Raw genomic sequence first — 18,191 nt, 5'->3', positions numbered from 1 at the left:
GCCCTTTGTGCCGCAGCAAGTAGGCTGGAGGGCGTGAAGAATTTCGAGACGCTGTTCGCTGAGCTCAGCGAGAAGGCAGCCACCCGCCCGGAAGGCTCCCGCACCGTCGCTGAATTGGACTCCGGTGTCCACGGCATCGGCAAGAAAGTCGTTGAGGAAGCAGCCGAAGTATGGATGGCTGCCGAATATGAATCCGATGAAGCGGCGGCCGAGGAAATCTCCCAGCTGCTGTACCACCTGCAGGTTCTGATGCTCGCCAAAGGCCTGACCCTGGAAGACGTCTACAAGCATCTGTAGCCACCGGTCCGGCGCGCCTTGTGCCGCCGGTGCCCGCCGTGGCCTGCATTGCCTGAACACCTAGACATTTTCGAATCCAGAAAGATTTCCCATGCTGCGAGTTGCCGTCCCCAATAAGGGTTCCCTGTCCGAAGCCGCCTCCGCGATGCTGTCCGAAGCCGGCTACCGCCAGCGCCGCGACACCCGCGAGCTGGTGATGGTGGACCCGGACAACGACATTGAATTCTTCTTCCTTCGCCCCCGCGACATCGCCGTTTACGTCGGCCAGGGAACGCTCGACGTCGGCATCACCGGACGCGACCTGCTGCTGGATGCGGAGGTGGAAGCGGAGGAATTGCTTCCGTTGGGCTTTGCCGCCTCCACGTTCCGCTTTGCCGGTCCGGTAGGGGATTTCGCCAAGGTTGAAGAGCTTGAGGGTAAGCGGCTGGCTACCAGCTATGACGGCCTGCTGCGCGGCTACCTTGCAGAACGCGGCGTCAACGCCAAGGTGGTCCGCCTGGACGGCGCCGTGGAATCCTCGGTCCGGCTGGGCGTCGCGGACGCCATTGCCGACGTCGTCGAAACCGGAAACACGCTCAAGGCCGCAGGGATGGAAATTTTCGGCGAACCGATCCTGAAGTCCGAGGCCGTCCTGATCCGGCGCAGCGGCAACGGCGGCGCCGCCAACGGCACGGCCAAGGAAATCGAGGTCCTGATCCGGCGGCTGCAGGGTGTCCTCGTGGCGCGCCAGTACGTGCTCATGGACTACGACATCCGCAAGGAACTCGTGGAACAGGCTGCTGCGCTGACGCCCGGCCTGGAATCACCCACGGTCTCGCCCCTGCGTGACTCGGACTGGGTTGCCGTCCGCTCCATGGTGCCCAAGCGGGAAACCAACCGGATCATGGATGAGCTGTACGACCTCGGCGCCCGCGCCATCCTGGTCAGCAGCATCCACGCCTGCCGCATCTGATTCCGCCCGCACCGCATTACTCCCGCACCACAGAATTCCAGGAGTTCCCATGGCAGTAGCCGTACGCGTCATTCCCTGCCTTGACGTCGACGCCGGGCGCGTCGTCAAGGGCGTTAACTTCGAGGGCCTCCGCGACGCCGGCGACCCCGTGGAACTGGCGCACCGCTACGACAACGCCGGCGCCGACGAACTGACCTTCCTGGACGTCACGGCGTCCTCAGGTAACCGCGAAACCACGTTCGATGTGGTCCGCCGGACCGCCGAGGAAGTCTTTATCCCGTTGTGCGTCGGCGGCGGCGTCCGCGGCGTGGCAGAGGTGGACAAGCTGCTCCGCTTCGGCGCGGACAAGGCTTCCATCAACACCGCAGCCGTTGCCCGCCCCGACGTCATCGACGAGATCACCCGGCACTTCGGCTCCCAGGTCCTTGTCCTGTCCGTCGATGCCCGCCGGACCCGCCCGGGCTCCCAGCCCACGTCGTCGGGATTTGAAGTGACCACCCACGGCGGACGCACGGGCACGGGCATAGACGCTGTCGCGTGGGCCAAGGAAGCCGCCGACCGTGGCGTGGGGGAGATCCTGCTTAATTCCATTGACGCAGACGGCACCAAGGATGGCTTCGACCTGGAACTCATCAGCCTGGTCCGGGCTGCCGTCAAGGTGCCCATCATTGCTTCCGGCGGCGCGGGGGAGCCGGCACACTTTCCGCCCGCCGTCGCGGCCGGCGCTGACGCCGTGCTGGCCGCATCGATCTTCCACTGGGGCCCGGACGACATGATGTCGCAGGTCAAGACCGCCATCCGGGAAGCTGGCTTCGAAGTCCGCTAGTCCCCAACTGACTCGCAGTTAACGTCGTTATGAGCGCTCATAACGGCATTAACTGCGAGTCAGTTGCGTTAAAGCCCTACTTCGGCTGACTGCAGCAGCGCGACGGCGTCCGGCTGGCCTTCGAACGTGACCAGGGCGTGGCGCGTGCGGCCGTGGGCGTGCATCAGCAGCTCGCCCGGCTCGCCGACGATGGCCACTGAAACGGGAGCACGTTTTGCAACGTGCCGCGGTCCGGAGGGCCGCACCAGTACGATGCCCAGGTCCACTCCCCGGTACAAGATGGCTGCACGCTTGACGAGTTCATCCCAGAGGGCGTCTGAATAGGCTTCGTCCAAGGCGCGTGGGGCCCAACGGTCCACTGCGCGCCTCACGTCCTCGGTGTGGACAAAGTACTCGATGAGGTTGGCGCTTTCGTCCAGACCCTTGATCTTCATGGGGGAGAGGGCCGGCGGCCCGCTCCGGAAAGTGTTCACCAGCCGGGCGTAGGCATCGGCGGTGGTCAGCTTCGCTGCCAGCTTTGCGGTGGCCTGGTCTGACGCCTTCGCCAGCCGCTTGATGATCAGCCCCAGTCCCACGGCGGCTTTGCGTTCACGCAGGTAAAGGTGCGCGGCGAGGTCCCTGGTGCGCCAGCCCTTGCAGAGTGTGGGCGCGTCAGGGCCGGCCGCAAGGAGGGTTTCGGCCAGGACTTCACGGGACGGATCGACGAAATGCATCACTTGTGAAACTAGCACGAGAGCCGCGCAGTTGGGCAGCGCGTCCACCGGCGCAGGCGTGCCGTTGTTCACACAGGAATCGGGGCATGGCCAAGGCACTAGACTTGACCTGATGTCTGAGCAGCCCACCCCCACCGCGACCCCTGGTTCCGCCCTGCCCGCAGCGCCGCCGGCAGGCCTGGCCGGAACCCCCTCCGCTGCATCGCCGGCGGGCCCGCTTCCGTCGGAGCTGGCCGCGGCCCTCAAGCGTGACAGCGCAGGCCTGGTGGCCGCCGTCGTGCAGCAGTACGACACCAATGAGGTGCTCATGCTGGGCTGGATGGATGACGAGGCGCTGCACCGCACGATGACCAGCGGCCGGGTGACCTTCTACTCCCGCTCCCGCCAGGAGTACTGGCGCAAGGGAGATACGTCCGGGCACGTGCAGTGGGTGAAGTCCGTGGCCATGGATTGCGACGGTGACGCGCTGCTGGTCCGCGTGGACCAGGTAGGCGCCGCATGCCACACCGGCACCCGCACCTGCTTCGACGGCAGGGACCTTAACGTCACCACCGGCCAGGCAGACTGACTTTCATCCGCAGGCTGCTGCGGAAAGCAGGGAAGGGCTGGCCACCCCTGCAAGCACACCGACAGGCGCCGGCCCGGCCGGCCCCTACTAGAACAGGCGGAACAGCATAGCGATGCAGGACCTTGGAATCATCAGCCCGGGCCTTGAGGAGTTCCGGGAACTGGCCGGCCACAGCCGCGTCATCCCCGTCCGGCTCAAGGTACTTGCCGACGCCGAGACCCCCATTGGTTTGTACCGGAAGCTCGCGCAGGGGCAGCCCGGAACGTTCCTGATGGAGTCCGCTGCGGTGGGCGGGGCATGGTCCCGCTACTCCTTTATCGGCGCCAGGTCCCGCGCAACCCTCACCACCAAGGACGGCAACGCGCACTGGCTGGGTGAGCCGCCCGCAGGTGTCCCGGTGGACGGCAGCCCCGTGGACGCCGTCCGCGACACCATCGAAGCCCTCCGCACGGACAGGTTCGATGGCCTGCCGCCCTTCACCTCCGGCCTGGTGGGTTTCCTCGGCTGGGAAACTGTGCGGCACTGGGAACGCCTGGTGAGCCCGCCGGAGGATGACCTGCAGCTGCCGGAGATGGCGCTGAACCTGGTCACCGACATGGCCGTGCACGACAACGTTGACGGCACAGTGCTGCTGATCGCCAACGCCATCAACTTCGATGACAGCTCCGAGCGCGTGGACGAGGCCTGGCATGACGCCGTGGCCCGGGTCAAGGCGCTCCTGGCCAAGGTCAGTACGCCGGTGGCGCAGCCCGTCTCCGTCCTGGCCCCCGCCGCACTGGACTTTGCCTCAAGCGTGCAGGAACGCTGGGACGAAGCCGAGTACCTGGCTGCGCTGGACCGGGGCAAGGAAGCCATTGTGGACGGCGAGGTGTTCCAGGTGGTGATTTCCCGCCGCTTCGAAATGGAGTGCAAGGCCTCGGCCCTGGACGTCTACCGGGTCCTTCGGAACACCAACCCGAGCCCCTACATGTACATCTTCAGCCTCGAGGACGCCGAGGGCCGGGAGTACTCCATCGTCGGGTCCTCGCCGGAGGCCCTCGTAACGGTCACCGGTGAAGAAGTCATCACCCATCCCATCGCCGGATCGCGCCCGCGGGGCAAGACGGTAGAGGGGGACAAAGCACTCGCCGAGGAGCTCCTGGCGGACCAGAAGGAACGCGCCGAACACCTGATGCTCGTGGACCTTTCCCGTAATGACCTTTCCAAGGTGTGCGTGGCCGGGACTGTGGATGTCACGCAGTTTATGGAGGTGGAGCGCTTCAGCCACATCATGCACCTCGTCTCCACGGTGGTGGGCCAGCTCTCGCCGCAGGCCAAGGCCTACGACGTGCTGAAGGCCACGTTCCCGGCCGGAACCCTCTCGGGGGCGCCGAAACCCCGCGCCCTGCGGCTCCTCGACGAGCTCGAACCGCACCGCCGCGGAATCTACGGGGGCGTCGTGGGCTACCTCGATTTTGCCGGCGACATGGACATGGCCATCGCCATCCGTTCCGCCCTGCTGCGCGAGGGCCGGGCATATGTCCAGGCCGGCGGCGGCATCGTGGCCGATTCGGTCAACCCGACAGAAGCCCTCGAGACCGTGAACAAGGCCGCAGCCCCGCTCCGCGCAGTGCACACGGCAGGTTCGCTGCAGAACATCTCGGCGGAGACGTTGCCGGGCGGGACGGGATCCTGATGCCGGCCCAGGGGCCGGAAGCGGGGCAGACGGCGGCCACACAAAAGACTTCCGGCACCCCTGCCTGGGCCCGGAAGTCCACGTTGGTGCTGCTCGTCGCGGTCCTGGCGCTGGCCGTATTTGGCACCACCACCCAAACGTGGATGACCGTCACACTGGATGCGAACCAGGTGGGCCAGGCTGGCGCCGCGCAGACGGCACTTGAGGTCCAGGGCAGCAAAGCTGCCACTGCCGTGACGGCGCTGGCCCTGGTGGCTCTCGCCGGCGGACTGGCCGCTGCGATCGCAGGGAGGATCGCGAGGTGGATCATCACCGCCATCATCGTCCTCGCCTCGGCAGGGATCGTTGCCGCCGCCGCCACCGTCCTGGCCAGTCCGCTGGCCGCAGCCCAAGGGGCCATCGCGGCCGCCACCGGGATCACCGGCAGCCAGGCGCAAGTCGAGGTCACCGCCTTCCCGGTGCTCGCCGTCGTCGCCGGCTGTTTGCTGGCCCTGGCAGCCCTGCTCATCATTCCCGCAGGGCGGTACTGGAAAACCAGGACCAAATATGACGCACCGGCCACCGGAAGCGCTGCCGCAGCGGCTGGTCCGGTGGACGAGATCGACAGCTGGGACCGGCTCTCCCGCGGCGACGACCCGACCTGAGCCGTCACCGGCCCGCCAGCGGTCCAGGCGGGCAGGCTGCCAATACGCGGCCAGCGGCCAATAAATGGCAGAATGTAAGCAGTATCCACCCTGAGGAGATTTTCCATGAGCAAAGCACCTGCGTCCGTTTCCAAGTCAGGCACCCGCACGGTAGCCCCCGGCACCATTGACCACAGCCAGGAACTCGGCCACGGCAACAGCCCCGCGGCCTGGACCTGCGTCATCGTGATGCTGGTGGGCGCCCTCATCGCGTCAATCGCTTTCGTCATCGCCAGCACCCCCATCTTTATTGGCGGCATCGGCGTTATGGTGATCGGCCTGATCCTCGGTTGGATCATGCGCAAGGCAGGCTACGGCGTCGAAGGCAGCAAGCTGAAGAACTCCGGCCACTGATGGCAACTGTTCTCGATGACATCAATGCCGGTGTCAGGGAGGATATGGACGCGCGGAAACGCCTTGTTTCCCTCGCTGAACTGAAGGACCTGGCCCAGGCCGCGGCACCCGCCCGCGATGCCTGGGCAGCCCTCGGCGGCCCCTCACCGTCCCGGAAGCAGCTGAAAGTCATCGCGGAAATCAAACGCCGCAGCCCGTCCAAGGGTGACCTCGCGGCCATCGGTGATCCTGCTTCGCTCGCACGGCAGTACGCCGACGGAGGAGCCTCCGTCATCAGCGTCCTCACCGAGCAGCGCCGCTTCAACGGCTCACTCGCGGACCTGGATGCCGTGCGTGCCGCGGTGGACGTTCCTGTGCTGCGCAAGGATTTCACGCTCGACGAGTACCAGATTTGGGAAGCCCGTGCACATGGGGCAGACCTGATCCTGCTGATCGTGGCGGCGCTGTCCGATGCCCAGCTCACGGAGTTCTCGGCGCTCAGCCGGGAGCTCGGTATGAACGTCCTCGTGGAAACACATACCGAAGAGGAGATTGAGCGGGCAGTCGCGGCCCGGGCGCGCATCATCGGAGTCAACGTGCGGAACCTGAAGACGCTCGACGTCGACCGCTCCGTTTTCGCGTCCCTGGCGGGCCGGATTCCGGCTGAGGCCCTCGTGGTTGCAGAGTCCGGCGTCCGCAACGTGGACGACGTCACGCAGTATGCCGCCAGCGGCGCCAACGCAGTCCTGGTGGGCGAAGCTTTGGTCAGCCACTCAACCCCGCGTGAGCGGATTGGCGAATTCACGGCGGCAGGCGCCGCCGCCATCGCTGCCCGCGGCTGACCTTACGCCCCTGCACACGCTGTGGTCAGGGGCTGTTTGCCGCCCCGCGGATTCTGTCCCGGCAACGCTGCCGGAACATCACACTTACTGAACGATCAACTGGAACAGGACGGGACTGATGGCCGACGCACCCTCAGCGAACGCTGACAACAACGCCGCAGAAGCATTCCTGCAGGGCGGCTCCCTCAAGCACGCTCCGGGACCCTACTTCGGCAGTTACGGGGGACGCTGGATGCCGGAGTCCCTGATCGCCGCTTTGGACGAACTCGAGGAAACGTTCGACAAGGCCAAGGAAGATCCCGAGTTCCGGGCCCAGATCGCGGACCTGAACAAGAACTATTCAGGCCGTCCGTCGTTGCTCACCGAAGCCAAGCGCTTCTCCGAGCACGCCGGGGGAGTCCGGATCTTCCTCAAGCGCGAGGACCTGAACCACACCGGTTCGCACAAGATCAACAACGTCCTGGGCCAGGCACTCCTCGCCAAGCGCATGGGCAAGACCCGCGTCATCGCCGAAACCGGCGCAGGCCAGCACGGCGTGGCCAGTGCCACCGCCGCCGCCCTGATGGGCCTGGAGTGCGTGGTGTACATGGGTGCGGAGGACTGCCGGCGCCAGGCGCTGAACGTTGCCCGCATGGAGCTCCTCGGCGCCACCGTGATCCCCGTCACCAGCGGATCGCAGACCCTCAAGGACGCCATCAATGACGCCCTCCGGGACTGGGTGGCCAACGTGGACAACACCCACTACCTCCTTGGCACGGCCGCCGGCGCCCACCCCTTCCCGGCCATGGTCCGCTACTTCCACGAAGTAATCGGCGAGGAAGCCCGCGCCCAGATCCTGGACCAGGCCGGCCGTCTTCCTGACGCCGTCTGCGCCTGCATCGGCGGCGGCTCCAATGCCATCGGCATCTTCCACGGCTTCCTTGACGATCCGTCCGTGAAAATTTACGGCTTCGAAGCAGGCGGCGACGGCGTGGAGACGGGCCGCCACGCGGCCACCATCACGCTCGGCAAGCCCGGCGTCCTGCACGGCGCGCGCTCCTACCTCATGCAGGACGACGACGGCCAGACCATCGAGTCCCACTCGATCTCCGCCGGCCTCGATTACCCCGGCGTTGGCCCGGAGCACTCCTACCTCGCTGACATCGGACGCGTCAGCTACGAGCCCATCACGGACAGCGAGGCCATGGATGCCTTCAAGCTCCTGTGCCGCACCGAGGGCATCATTCCCGCCATCGAGTCCTCCCATGCACTGGCCGGCGCCATCAAGGTGGGGCAGCGGCTTGCTGCCGAAGCCGCAGCAGGCGGCGGAACGGCAGAGGACAAGATCGTGGTGGTGAACCTTTCGGGCCGTGGCGATAAGGACGTGGCCACCGCAGCCGAATGGTTCGATTTGTTGGACGAGGACTCCGCCGAGGCGGAAATTGGCAAAGAGGGGGAGCAGCTGTGACCACTGCACAGACCATCAGCAAGTCGGCGGCGGCCATCGACAAGGCCCGCGCCGAAGGCCGGGCAGCCCTCATCGGCTACCTCCCCGCCGGCTACCCCAGCGTTGAGGAAACCATCGCCGCGGGCATCGCCCTTGCCGAGAACGGCGCCGACCTCATCGAAATCGGCATCCCGTACTCGGACCCCGTGATGGACGGCCAGGTCATCCAGGCTGCCACCACGGAGGCGCTTGCCAAGGGCTTCTCCGTCCGCCAGGTCTTTGATGTGGTGCAAGGCATCACCAGCAAGACCAATGCCGCTGTCCTGGTGATGACCTACTGGAACCCGGTAGTCCGGATGGGCGTGGACGAGTTTTCGCGGCGCCTGGCCGAGGCCGGGGGAGCCGGACTTATCACCCCGGACCTCATTCCTGACGAGGCGGCCGAGTGGATGGAAGCCTCGGACAAGTACGGGTTGGACCGGGTGTTCCTGGTGGCCCCGTCCTCCACCACGGAGCGCATGCAGCGGACGGTGGACGCGAGCCGCGGCTTCGTCTACGCCGTGTCCATCATGGGCGTCACCGGTGCCAGGACCTCCGTCAGCACCGCAGCCAAGGACGTGGTTGCCGCGGCCCACGCGGCCGGCGCCGAGCGCGTCTGCGTCGGTCTGGGCGTTTCCAACGCCGGGCAGGTCCGTGAGATCGCCGCGTACGCCGAAGGCGTTATCGTGGGCACTGCGCTGGTGGCAGCCATCCGCGACGGCGGAGTGGACGCCGTAGCTGCCCTCACCAAGGACCTCAGCACCGGCCTGTCCAGGGAAGAAGCCTAATCAATGCAGACGCTCCTTTCGGCGGCCGCCATGGTGCCGGCCAGCATCCCCAGCCCGGACTGGTCCGGCTTCGACATTCCCCTGCCCTGGGGGACGCTGCGCATCCACGCCTACGCACTGTGCATCCTGGCGGGCATCGTGGTGGGCCTGTGGCTGACTTCCGCCCGCTGGGCCAAGCGCGGTGCACCTGAAGGCAGCGTCTGGGACATCGTTGTTTGGGCGATTCCCTTCGGCATCATAGGCGGCCGCCTGTACCACGTGGTCTCCTCGCCCGACGCGTACTTCGGTCCCGGCTTCGACGGCACCGGCGACCTCTCCCTGATCCCGCAGATCCAGCGCGGCGGCCTGGGAATCTGGGGCGCCGTGGTCCTGGGTGTCGTGGGCGCGTGGATTGGCTGCCGCCGCAGCGGCGTCAAGCTCAGTGCTTTCCTGGACGCCGCCGCACCCGGGCTGCTGCTGGCCCAGGCCGTGGGGCGCTGGGGCAACTACTTTAACCAGGAGCTGTTCGGCGGACCCACCACCCTGCCGTGGGGGCTGCAGATCGACGCGGACAACGCCAACTTCCCCGCGGGAGTCCCCGCCGACACCCTGTTCCACCCCACGTTCCTCTACGAATCGCTGTGGAACCTGGCCGGCGTCCTGATCCTGCTCGCCCTGGACCGGAAGTTCAACTTCCGCCGCAGCAGGCTGTTCTGGCTCTACGCCATGTATTACACCCTTGGCCGGGTCTGGATCGAGGCAATGCGCATTGACGATGCGGAACAGATTTCCCTGTTCGGCATCACCACCCGGCTGAACGTCTGGACCAGCATCTTCGTGTTCCTGGCCGCCCTTGCGGCGTTCATCCTGCTGGGAAGAAAGAAGCGTACGGAGCCGGACACTGTCTACCTTCCGGGCCGGGAGCCAGCGGAAAAGCAGGAGGCAAAGCCGGCTGCAAACGCAGTGGTGGCGGCCGGTGATCCAGTCCGTGATATGGACCCCGCTGTCTCAGATAGTGAATCGCGTGATAATCTCCCTGATAACCAAAGCGGTTCCCGGCATGCCTCCGTCCCCACGGAAGAAGCCGAGGCTGCGCCGGCGGGCCCCAAGCCCGGACCGGACGCAACCGTTGCCGGAAGTTCTGGCAGCACAGCCACAGGAACCGCGCCGGAAGCCGGCGCTACCAAGTAGCGCGCGGGCCAGGCAGGGCAGTAGAGCCACCGCTCGAAGCGCCCAATCACCACAGTGTCGTGGCATCGGGGCCACCCCGGACAGCGTAGAGCTGCTGTCCGGTGTTGCCCGGGGCAGGGGCCTGCGTAACTGTTAGTTCAGCAGGCCGCGCTGACCTACAATTTCCAGTAATCAACACTTTGTTGTGCCCATAACCGCGGCGCCGCACGAGTGGGGCCAACGTTGTCCCTTCCATACGCACGATCAGGAGGAAGGACGTCTCCCATGACCCAAACTCTTCACACGCCCAGCTGGTCCGAACCGGATCAGCCTGAGACTGCCATGTCGCCATTCAAGCGGTTCGCGGCTCTCCCGGAGGCAAGCGGGCTGTACAACCCGGAGCAGGAGAAGGACGCCTGCGGTCTTGCGATCATCGCCACGCTCCGCGGCGAGCCCGGCTACGACATTGTGGACGCCGCCCTCACCGCCTTGCGCAACCTCGAGCACCGCGGTGCCGTGGGCGCGGACGAAGGCACGGGTGACGGTGCGGGCCTCCTGATGCAGATCCCGGACGAGTTCTTCCGCGCGGTCACTGAGTTCGAACTTCCCGCTCCCGGCCAGTTCGTGGCCGGTACGGCTTTCCTCCCCGCCGAACAGCGGGAGGCCGACGCCGCCAAGGCAGGGATCGAGGGCCTCGCGGCTGACGAGGGCCTGACGGTCCTCGGCTGGCGTGAGGTGCCCATTGTCGCCGACCTCGTCGGTGCCATGGCCCGCGCCTGCATGCCGTACTTCTCCCAGCCCTTCCTGGCGGATCCGCAAGCGCGCCCAGAACAAGTTCGGCGTCTACTTCCCCTCGCTGTCCTCCCGGACCATCGTGTACAAGGGCATGCTCACCACGGCCCAGCTCGAGCCGTTCTACCCGGACCTCTCGGACAAGCGCTTCAAGACCAAGCTGGCGATCGTCCACTCCCGCTTCTCCACCAACACGTTCCCGTCCTGGCCGCTGGCCCAGCCCTTCCGCACCATCGCGCACAACGGTGAGATCAACACCGTCAAGGGCAACCGGAACTGGATGCGCGCCCGCCAGTCCCAGCTCGCCAACCCGCTGCTGGGTGACTCCCCGGAAGAGCTGTACCCCATCTGCACCCCCGGCGCCTCGGACTCCGCGTCCTTCGATGAGGTAGCCGAGTTGCTGTGGCTCTCCGGCCGCCCCATCACGCACTCGATCATGATGATGATCCCCGAGGCCTGGGAAAACCACGCCACCATGGATCCGGCCCGGCGTGCGTTTTATGAGTACCACTCCCTGCTGATGGAACCGTGGGACGGCCCGGCGGCTGTTTCCTTCACCGACGGCAACCTCGTGGGCGCCACCTTGGACCGCAACGGCCTGCGCCCGGGACGCTACTGGATCACCGAGGACGGCCTGATCGTCTTCGCCTCCGAGGTGGGCGTCATCGACGTCGAACCCTCCAAGGTGGTCAAGAAGGGCCGCGTGTCCCCGGGCAAGATGTTCCTCGTGGACACCGAGTCCGGCCGCATCATCGACGACGAAGAGGTCAAGGCCGAAGTCGCCGCTGCCAACCCCTGGGCCGAGTGGGTCAAGGACAACTTGATCGATCTCAAGAATCTTCCCGAGCGCGAGCACGTGGTCCACACGGCCGCTTCGGTGAACATCCGCCAGCGCACCTTCGGCTACACCACCGAGGAACTGAAGATCCTGCTCGGCCCGATGGCGCGCACCGGCGCAGAGCCTCTGGGCGCGATGGGCTCGGACACCCCGGTGGCCGTGCTGTCCAAGCGGCCCCGCCTGCTCTTCGACTACTTCGTGCAGTCGTTCGCGCAGGTGACCAACCCGCCGCTGGATGCCATCCGTGAAGAGCTGGTCACGTCGCTGACCTGTGCCATCGGCCCCAACGGCAACCTCCTGGACACCAAGCAGGTCCGCCAGCCTCAGGTCCAGCTGCCGTTCCCGGTGATCAACAACGACCAGCTGGCCAAGATCGCCAACATGGAGGACTCCGACGGCTTCCGTGTGGCCATGAAGGTCCGCGGGCTCTACCGCCCGGAAGGCGGCGAGAACGCGCTTCGCGCCCGGCTCACCGAAATCTGCGAGCAGGTCTCCGGCGCCATCAACCGCGGCGTCCAGTACATCGTGCTGTCCGACCGTGACTCCAACGCACAGTGGGCGCCCATCCCGTCCCTGCTGCTGGTCAGCGCCGTGCACCACCACCTGCTCCGCAGCGCCAACCGCACCAAGACCGCCCTGGTGGTCGAGGCCGGCGACGTCCGCGAGACGCACCACGTCGCGGTCCTGATCGGCTACGGCGCCTCCGCCGTCAACCCGTACCTGGCCATGGAATCGGTGGAGCAGCTGATTGCTGCCGGCGACGTTACCGGGGTAACACCGCAGGACGGCGTCTACAACCTGATCAAGGGCCTCGGCAAGGGCGTCCTGAAGATCATGTCCAAGATGGGCATCTCCACCGTTGCCTCCTACACCGGCGCCCAGACGTTCGAAGCGCTTGGCCTCGGGCAGGAGCTGGTGGATGAGTTCTTCGCCGGCACCCACTCCCAGCTCGGCGGCGTGGGCCTGGACGTCATAGCGGCCGAGGTTTCGGCGCGCCACCAGATGGCGTACCCGGAGGGCGGCATCGAGCAGCCCCACCGCCCGCTCCTGGGCGGCGGCGAGTACCAGTGGCGCCGCGACGGCGAGCCCCACCTGTTCAACCCCGAGACGGTCTTCCGGCTGCAGCACGCCACGCGTGAGCGCCGCTATGACATCTTTAAGGCCTACACCAGGGGAGTGGACGACCAGTCCCAGAACCTGATGACCCTCCGTGGCCTGCTCAGGTTCAAGAACGAGCGCCCGGCTGTTCCGCTCGAGGAAGTGGAGCCGGTCTCCAGCATCGTGAAGCGGTTCTCCACCGGTGCCATGAGCTACGGCTCCATCTCCCAGGAGGCCCACGAGACGCTGGCCATCGCCATGAACCAGCTGGGCGGCAAGTCCAACACCGGTGAAGGCGGCGAGGACGTGGACCGTCTTCTCGATCCGAAGCGCCGTTCCGCCGTCAAGCAGATCGCCTCCGGCCGCTTCGGCGTCACCAGCCTCTACCTGACCAACGCCGACGACATCCAGATCAAGATGGCGCAGGGTGCAAAGCCCGGCGAGGGCGGCCAGCTCATGGCGCAGAAGGTCTACCCGTGGGTGGCCCGCACCCGCCACTCGACCCCCGGCGTCGGACTCATCTCCCCGCCCCCGCACCACGATATCTACTCCATCGAGGACCTCGCGCAGCTCATCTACGATGCCAAGCGCGCCAACCCCTCGGCCCGGGTACACGTCAAGCTGGTGTCGGAAGTCGGGATCGGCACTGTGGCGTCCGGCGTGACCAAGGCGAAGGCCGACGTGGTACTCGTCTCCGGCCACGACGGCGGAACCGGCGCCTCGCCGCTGAACTCGCTCAAGCACGCCGGTGTCCCGTGGGAGCTCGGCCTCGCCGAGACACAGCAGACGCTGATGCTTAACGGCCTGCGCGACCGCGTGGTGGTGCAGGTGGACGGCCAGCTCAAGACCGGCCGCGACGTGGTCATTGCCGCGCTGCTGGGCGGCGAGGAGTTCGGCTTCGCCACCGCCCCGTTGGTGGTGGAAGGCTGCATCATGATGCGCGTCTGCCACCTGGACACCTGCCCCGTGGGCGTCGCCACGCAGAACCCGGAACTCCGGGCACGCTTCAGCGGCAAGCCGGAATTCGTGGTCAACTTCTTCGAGTTCCTGGCCGAGGAAGTCCGCGAAATCCTTGCCGAGCTGGGCTTCCGCAGCCTCGAAGAGGCCATCGGCCACGCTGAGGTCCTGGACACCCGCGAAGCCGTCAACCACTGGAAGGCCGACGGCCTGGACCTGGATCCGATCCTGCACGGGCTGGAGTTCGACGACGACGCCCCGCTGCGGAACATGACCGGTCAGAACCACGAGCTGGACAAGCACTTCGACCAGCGGCTGATCACCATGGCTACGGAGGCCCTGACTGACCGCAGCCCGGTGAAGATCTCTGTTGACGTGATCAATACTGACCGCTCCGTGGGCACCATGCTGGGCCACGTGGTTACCAAGACGTTCAGCACGGACGTTCTCGCCACGGACACCATCGACGTCACCCTCAGCGGCACCGCCGGCCAGTCCCTGGGCGCCTTCCTGCCCGCGGGCATCACCCTGCGGCTGTTCGGCGACTCCAACGACTACGTGGGCAAGGGCCTGTCGGGTGGGCGCATCATCGTCCGGCCGGACCGCACCAACGTGTTCACGGCGGAGACCAACGTCATCGCCGGCAACGTGATCGGGTACGGCGCCACGAGCGGCGAAATGTTCCTGCGCGGCCAGGTAGGCGAACGCTTCCTGGTCCGCAACTCAGGTGCCACCGCCGTCGTCGAAGGCATCGGCGACCATGGCTGCGAGTACATGACCGGCGGCCAGACCGTGATCATCGGGCGCACCGGACGCAATTTCGGTGCCGGCATGTCCGGCGGTACCGCCTACGTCCTTGACCTGGACTCTGCCAAGGTCAATAAGGACGCACTGCAGTCCGGTGAACTCCAGCTCCGCGAGCTGGACGCCGAGGACCGCGACATCGTGCACGGACTCCTGGTCAAGCACGTTGAAGAAACTGACTCCCAGCTGGCCGCGCGGCTCCTCGAGAACTTCGATGACACCGCTGCCCGCATTACCAAGGTGCTGCCGCGCGACTACGCGGCGGTGCTGCAAACCCGTCTCGACGCCATCGAAGAGGGCCTGGACCCCGACGGCGAAGAAGTGTGGTCCCGAATCCTGGAGGTAACCGGTGGCTGATCCACGCGGATTTTTGAAAGTACGCCAGCGGGAAACCCAGCCGCGGCGTCCCGTTCCCGTCCGCATCATGGACTGGAAGGAAGTCTACGAGGCGCAGGAGAAGGGCACCCTGAAGGCCCAGGCAGGCCGCTGCATGGACTGCGGCGTGCCGTTCTGCCACCAGGGCTGCCCGCTGGGCAACCTTATTCCCGAGTGGAACGACCTCATGTGGCGGGACAAGGGCGAGGAAGCCATCGAGCGGCTCCACGCCACGAACAACTTTCCGGAGTTCACGGGCCGGCTGTGCCCGGCCCCGTGCGAGGCGTCCTGCGTGCTGGGGATCAACCAGCCTGCCGTGACCATCAAGCAGGTGGAAGTCTCCATCATCGATGAAGCCTGGGACAACGGCTGGGTCAGCCCGCTGCCTCCGGCACGCCTGACCGGTAAGACGGTTGCCGTCGTCGGCTCCGGACCTGCCGGCCTGGCCGTCGCGCAGCAGCTGACGCGCGTGGGCCACACCGTGGCCGTGTACGAGCGGGACGAGAAGATCGGCGGCCTGCTGCGCTATGGCATCCCCGACTTCAAGATGGAAAAAGAGCAGGTTGACCGCCGCGTCGAGCAGATGAAGGCGGAGGGAACGCGTTTCCGCACCGGAGTATCGGTGGGTACGGACGTCACCTGGGAGCAGCTGCGAAGGCGCTACGACGCCGTCGTGGTCTGCACCGGCGCTACTGTTCCGCGCGACCTGCCTATCCCGGGCCGCGACTTGGAAGGTGTCCACTTCGCGATGGACTACCTGGTCCCGGCAAACCGCGTTGTGGCGGGGGAGACCGTGGAAAACCAGATCCACGCCCAGGGCAAGCATGTGGTGATCCTCGGCGGCGGTGATACCGGAGCCGACTGCCTCGGCACTGCACACCGCCACGGTGCTGCATCAGTGACTACCCTTGCCATCGGCAAACAGCCCCCGGCCGAGCGGGCGGGCCACCAGCCGTGGCCGACGTTCCCCACGCTGTTTGAGGTGGCCAGCGCGCACGAAGAAGGCGGCGAGCGGACCTACCTTGCGTCCACCGTTGAGTTTGTTGGCGAGAACGGCCGGCTGACCGGCGTGAAGGTTGCCGAGACGGAGTTCGTTGACGGCAAGCGCCTGCCCAAGGCAGGCACAGAGCGGATCATCCCCGCGGACCTGGTCTTCCTGTCCCTGGGCTTCACGGGCGCCGAGCCGGCGGGCATCACGGAGCAGGTCCACGCCGAATTTGACGGCCGCGGCAACGTGTCCCGGGACGGCTACTACATGACCAACACCGAGGGCGTCTTTGTTGCAGGCGACGCCGGGCGCGGCCAGTCCCTCATCGTCTGGGCCATCGCCGAAGGCCGCGCCGCAGCAGCCGCAGTGGACAAGTACCTGATGGGCAGCACCATCCTGCCCGCACCCGTGGCGCCTACCGACCGCGCCATCGCAGTCCTCTAGAGCGGCATCGAGGGTTCACCTCCACGACAACTTAACCAATGCAAGTGACCAATAGGGTAGGTATATGAGACGCGCAAAAATTGTGGCTACGTTCGGCCCGGCAATTGCCAGCTACGAAAACACCCTCGCGGTGCTGGAGGCGGGCGTTGACGTCGCCCGCATGAACATGAGCCACGGTGACTACTCCGTGCATGACAACACCTACGAGAACGTCCGCAAGGCGGCGGCCGACCTGAGCAAGCCGGTTGCCATCATGGCTGACCTGCAGGGACCCAAGATCCGCCTGGGCCGTTTTGTGGATGGTCCGCATGCCCTCGCCGAGGGTGACACGTTCACCATCACCACCGAGGACGTCCCGGGAACCAAGGACATCTGCTCCACCACGCTGAAGAGCCTCACCGAGGACGTCAATGTGGGAGATGCCCTGCTGATCGACGACGGCAAGGTGGCCCTGCGTGCCACGGCTGTTGACGACGTCAAGGTTGTTGCCGAGGTTACGGTCGGCGGCATGGTGTCCAACAACAAGGGCATCAACCTGCCCGGCGTTGCGGTCAACGTTCCGGCGCTGAGCGAAAAGGACGAGGACGATCTCCGCTGGGCCATGCGCCGCGGTGTGGACCTGGTGGCCCTCTCGTTCGTGCGCGACGCGTCCGACATCGTCCGCGTGCACGAGATCATGGACGAGGAAGGCCGCCGTGTGCCGGTCATCGCCAAGATCGAGAAGCCGCAGGCCGTTGATCAGCTGCACGAGATCATCGACGCGTTCGATGCCATCATGGTGGCCCGTGGCGACCTGGGCGTGGAGCTTCCGCTGGAGGAAGTGCCGATCGTCCAGAAGCGTGCCATTGAGTTGGCCCGCCGCTGGGCCAAGCCGGTCATCGTGGCAACCCAGGTCCTGGAATCGATGATCGACAACCCGCGCCCCACCCGCGCCGAGGCCTCGGACTGCGCCAACGCGGTGCTTGACGGTGCCGACGCCGTGATGCTCTCCGGTGAGACCAGCGTGGGCAAGTACCCGATCGAGACCGTCAAGGTGATGGCTCGGATCATCGAGTCCACCGAGGTCCACGGCCTTGAGCGGGTTCCTCCGCTGGGTACCAAGCCGAAGACGCGCGGCGGCGCCATCACCCGTGCCGCCGTCGAAATCGCTGACCAGCTGGATGCGAAGTACATCTGTGCTTTCACCCAGTCGGGCGACTCGGCACGCCGGCTCTCGCGTCTGCGGCCCATCAAGCCGGTCTTTGCGTTCACTCCGGTGGAGCAGGTCTGGAACCAGCTGGCGCTGACCTGGGGCATCCAGCCGGTATTGGTCCAGATGGTGGACCACACCGATGAGATGACCGCGCAGGTTGACCGCAGCCTCCTGGAAATGGAGCTTGTGGACGACGGCGACCTGGTGGTTATCGCCGCCGGTTCGCCTCCCGGAAAGGCTGGCTCCACCAACTCCCTGAAGGTGCACAAGGTGGGCGACCTCGCCGATACCGCCCGCGTTGGTGAAGCGGTCAGCAACAAGGAAAAGCTCGGCCCCTGGCCGGAAAAGAAGAAGAAGGCCTAGGCTTTCGAGTAGCAAAAAGGACCCCTGCCGATTGGCAGGGGTCCTTTTC

Annotated in this window: 14 protein-coding genes and 1 pseudogene; 14 read left to right on the top strand and 1 reads right to left on the bottom strand. The window is 66.2% G+C overall.

The features are described from left to right. The first annotated feature begins 33 nt into the window (after positions 1 to 33). The 3 genes from AC50X7_RS02720 (at position 34) to hisF (ending at position 2,075) form a co-directional block, all read left to right on the top strand. Positions 34 to 297 carry a phosphoribosyl-ATP diphosphatase gene (locus tag AC50X7_RS02720; RefSeq protein ID WP_015936881.1) on the top strand — a complete coding sequence of 88 codons (264 nt, stop codon included), beginning with the start codon at positions 34 to 36 and terminating at the stop codon, positions 295 to 297. Between the two features lie 91 nt (positions 298 to 388). After that, positions 389 to 1,249: an ATP phosphoribosyltransferase gene (gene hisG, locus AC50X7_RS02715; RefSeq protein ID WP_307095326.1), complete on the top strand. Its 861-nt coding sequence runs from the start codon at positions 389 to 391 to the stop codon at positions 1,247 to 1,249. Positions 1,250 to 1,298: 49 nt separating this feature from the next. Beyond that, the gene (gene hisF, locus AC50X7_RS02710) at positions 1,299 to 2,075 is read left to right on the top strand and encodes an imidazole glycerol phosphate synthase subunit HisF (protein ID WP_494977632.1); all 777 of its coding nucleotides are present in this window, start codon (positions 1,299 to 1,301) and stop codon (positions 2,073 to 2,075) included. Positions 2,076 to 2,143: 68 nt separating this feature from the next. On the opposite strand, the gene AC50X7_RS02705 is transcribed toward hisF, so the two are convergent. After that, complete coding sequence (locus tag AC50X7_RS02705; RefSeq protein ID WP_307095324.1) at positions 2,144 to 2,788, bottom strand: TIGR03085 family metal-binding protein; 645 nt, start codon at positions 2,786 to 2,788, stop codon at positions 2,144 to 2,146. Between the two features lie 112 nt (positions 2,789 to 2,900). On the opposite strand from AC50X7_RS02705, the gene hisI reads away from it, so the two are divergent. The 11 genes and pseudogenes from hisI (at position 2,901) to pyk (ending at position 18,142) form a co-directional block, all read left to right on the top strand. Beyond that, complete coding sequence (hisI, locus tag AC50X7_RS02700) at positions 2,901 to 3,356, top strand: phosphoribosyl-AMP cyclohydrolase (protein ID WP_494977631.1); 456 nt, start codon at positions 2,901 to 2,903, stop codon at positions 3,354 to 3,356. Positions 3,357 to 3,468: 112 nt separating this feature from the next. Next, a complete protein-coding gene (locus AC50X7_RS02695) occupies positions 3,469 to 5,031 on the top strand; it encodes an anthranilate synthase component I (protein WP_494977630.1) in 1,563 nt (520 codons plus the stop codon). Beyond that, the gene (locus AC50X7_RS02690; RefSeq protein WP_494977629.1) at positions 5,031 to 5,675 is read left to right on the top strand and encodes a Trp biosynthesis-associated membrane protein; all 645 of its coding nucleotides are present in this window, start codon (positions 5,031 to 5,033) and stop codon (positions 5,673 to 5,675) included. The genes AC50X7_RS02695 and AC50X7_RS02690 overlap by 1 nt, the downstream gene beginning before the upstream one ends. Positions 5,676 to 5,780: 105 nt before the next feature. After that, positions 5,781 to 6,068 (top strand): HGxxPAAW family protein, encoded by a 288-nt coding sequence (locus tag AC50X7_RS02685; RefSeq protein WP_494977628.1) that lies wholly within the window; start codon positions 5,781 to 5,783, stop codon positions 6,066 to 6,068. After that, positions 6,068 to 6,889: an indole-3-glycerol phosphate synthase TrpC gene (gene trpC, locus AC50X7_RS02680; protein ID WP_494977627.1), complete on the top strand. Its 822-nt coding sequence runs from the start codon at positions 6,068 to 6,070 to the stop codon at positions 6,887 to 6,889. The genes AC50X7_RS02685 and trpC overlap by 1 nt, the downstream gene beginning before the upstream one ends. A gap of 118 nt (positions 6,890 to 7,007) precedes the next feature. After that, positions 7,008 to 8,336, top strand: a complete 1,329-nt coding sequence (gene trpB, locus AC50X7_RS02675) for a tryptophan synthase subunit beta (protein ID WP_494977626.1) — start codon at positions 7,008 to 7,010, stop codon at positions 8,334 to 8,336. After that, positions 8,333 to 9,142: a tryptophan synthase subunit alpha gene (trpA, locus tag AC50X7_RS02670; protein ID WP_494977625.1), complete on the top strand. Its 810-nt coding sequence runs from the start codon at positions 8,333 to 8,335 to the stop codon at positions 9,140 to 9,142. The genes trpB and trpA overlap by 4 nt, the downstream gene beginning before the upstream one ends. A 3-nt stretch (positions 9,143 to 9,145) precedes the next feature. Further along, a complete protein-coding gene (lgt, locus tag AC50X7_RS02665; protein WP_494977624.1) occupies positions 9,146 to 10,312 on the top strand; it encodes a prolipoprotein diacylglyceryl transferase in 1,167 nt (388 codons plus the stop codon). Between the two features lie 264 nt (positions 10,313 to 10,576). Continuing rightward, positions 10,577 to 15,137: pseudogene (gltB, locus tag AC50X7_RS02660) on the top strand (glutamate synthase large subunit). Beyond that, the gene (locus AC50X7_RS02655; protein ID WP_494977623.1) at positions 15,130 to 16,587 is read left to right on the top strand and encodes a glutamate synthase subunit beta; all 1,458 of its coding nucleotides are present in this window, start codon (positions 15,130 to 15,132) and stop codon (positions 16,585 to 16,587) included. The pseudogene gltB and the gene AC50X7_RS02655 overlap by 8 nt, the downstream one beginning before the upstream one ends. 64 nt (positions 16,588 to 16,651) lie before the next feature. Further along, positions 16,652 to 18,142 carry a pyruvate kinase gene (gene pyk, locus AC50X7_RS02650; protein WP_494977622.1) on the top strand — a complete coding sequence of 497 codons (1,491 nt, stop codon included), beginning with the start codon at positions 16,652 to 16,654 and terminating at the stop codon, positions 18,140 to 18,142. Positions 18,143 to 18,191 lie beyond the last annotated feature (49 nt).

This window comes from Pseudarthrobacter sp. Hb11 (assembly GCF_059383655.1).
This window is presented reverse-complemented; position numbering and strand designations above follow the sequence as displayed.

Excerpts from the sequence above, each read along its gene's own strand:
- hisG (WP_307095326.1), top strand. The coding sequence starts at position 389 with ATGCTGCGAGTTGCCGTCCCCAATAAGGGTTCCCTGTCCGAAGCCGCC.
- hisF (WP_494977632.1), top strand. The coding sequence starts at position 1,299 with ATGGCAGTAGCCGTACGCGTCATTCCCTGCCTTGACGTCGACGCCGGG.
- AC50X7_RS02705 (WP_307095324.1), bottom strand. The coding sequence starts at position 2,788 with ATGCATTTCGTCGATCCGTCCCGTGAAGTCCTGGCCGAAACCCTCCTT.
- hisI (WP_494977631.1), top strand. The coding sequence starts at position 2,901 with ATGTCTGAGCAGCCCACCCCCACCGCGACCCCTGGTTCCGCCCTGCCC.
- AC50X7_RS02695 (WP_494977630.1), top strand. The coding sequence starts at position 3,469 with ATGCAGGACCTTGGAATCATCAGCCCGGGCCTTGAGGAGTTCCGGGAA.
- AC50X7_RS02690 (WP_494977629.1), top strand. The coding sequence starts at position 5,031 with ATGCCGGCCCAGGGGCCGGAAGCGGGGCAGACGGCGGCCACACAAAAG.
- AC50X7_RS02685 (WP_494977628.1), top strand. The coding sequence starts at position 5,781 with ATGAGCAAAGCACCTGCGTCCGTTTCCAAGTCAGGCACCCGCACGGTA.
- trpC (WP_494977627.1), top strand. The coding sequence starts at position 6,068 with ATGGCAACTGTTCTCGATGACATCAATGCCGGTGTCAGGGAGGATATG.
- trpB (WP_494977626.1), top strand. The coding sequence starts at position 7,008 with ATGGCCGACGCACCCTCAGCGAACGCTGACAACAACGCCGCAGAAGCA.
- lgt (WP_494977624.1), top strand. The coding sequence starts at position 9,146 with ATGCAGACGCTCCTTTCGGCGGCCGCCATGGTGCCGGCCAGCATCCCC.
- pyk (WP_494977622.1), top strand. The coding sequence starts at position 16,652 with ATGAGACGCGCAAAAATTGTGGCTACGTTCGGCCCGGCAATTGCCAGC.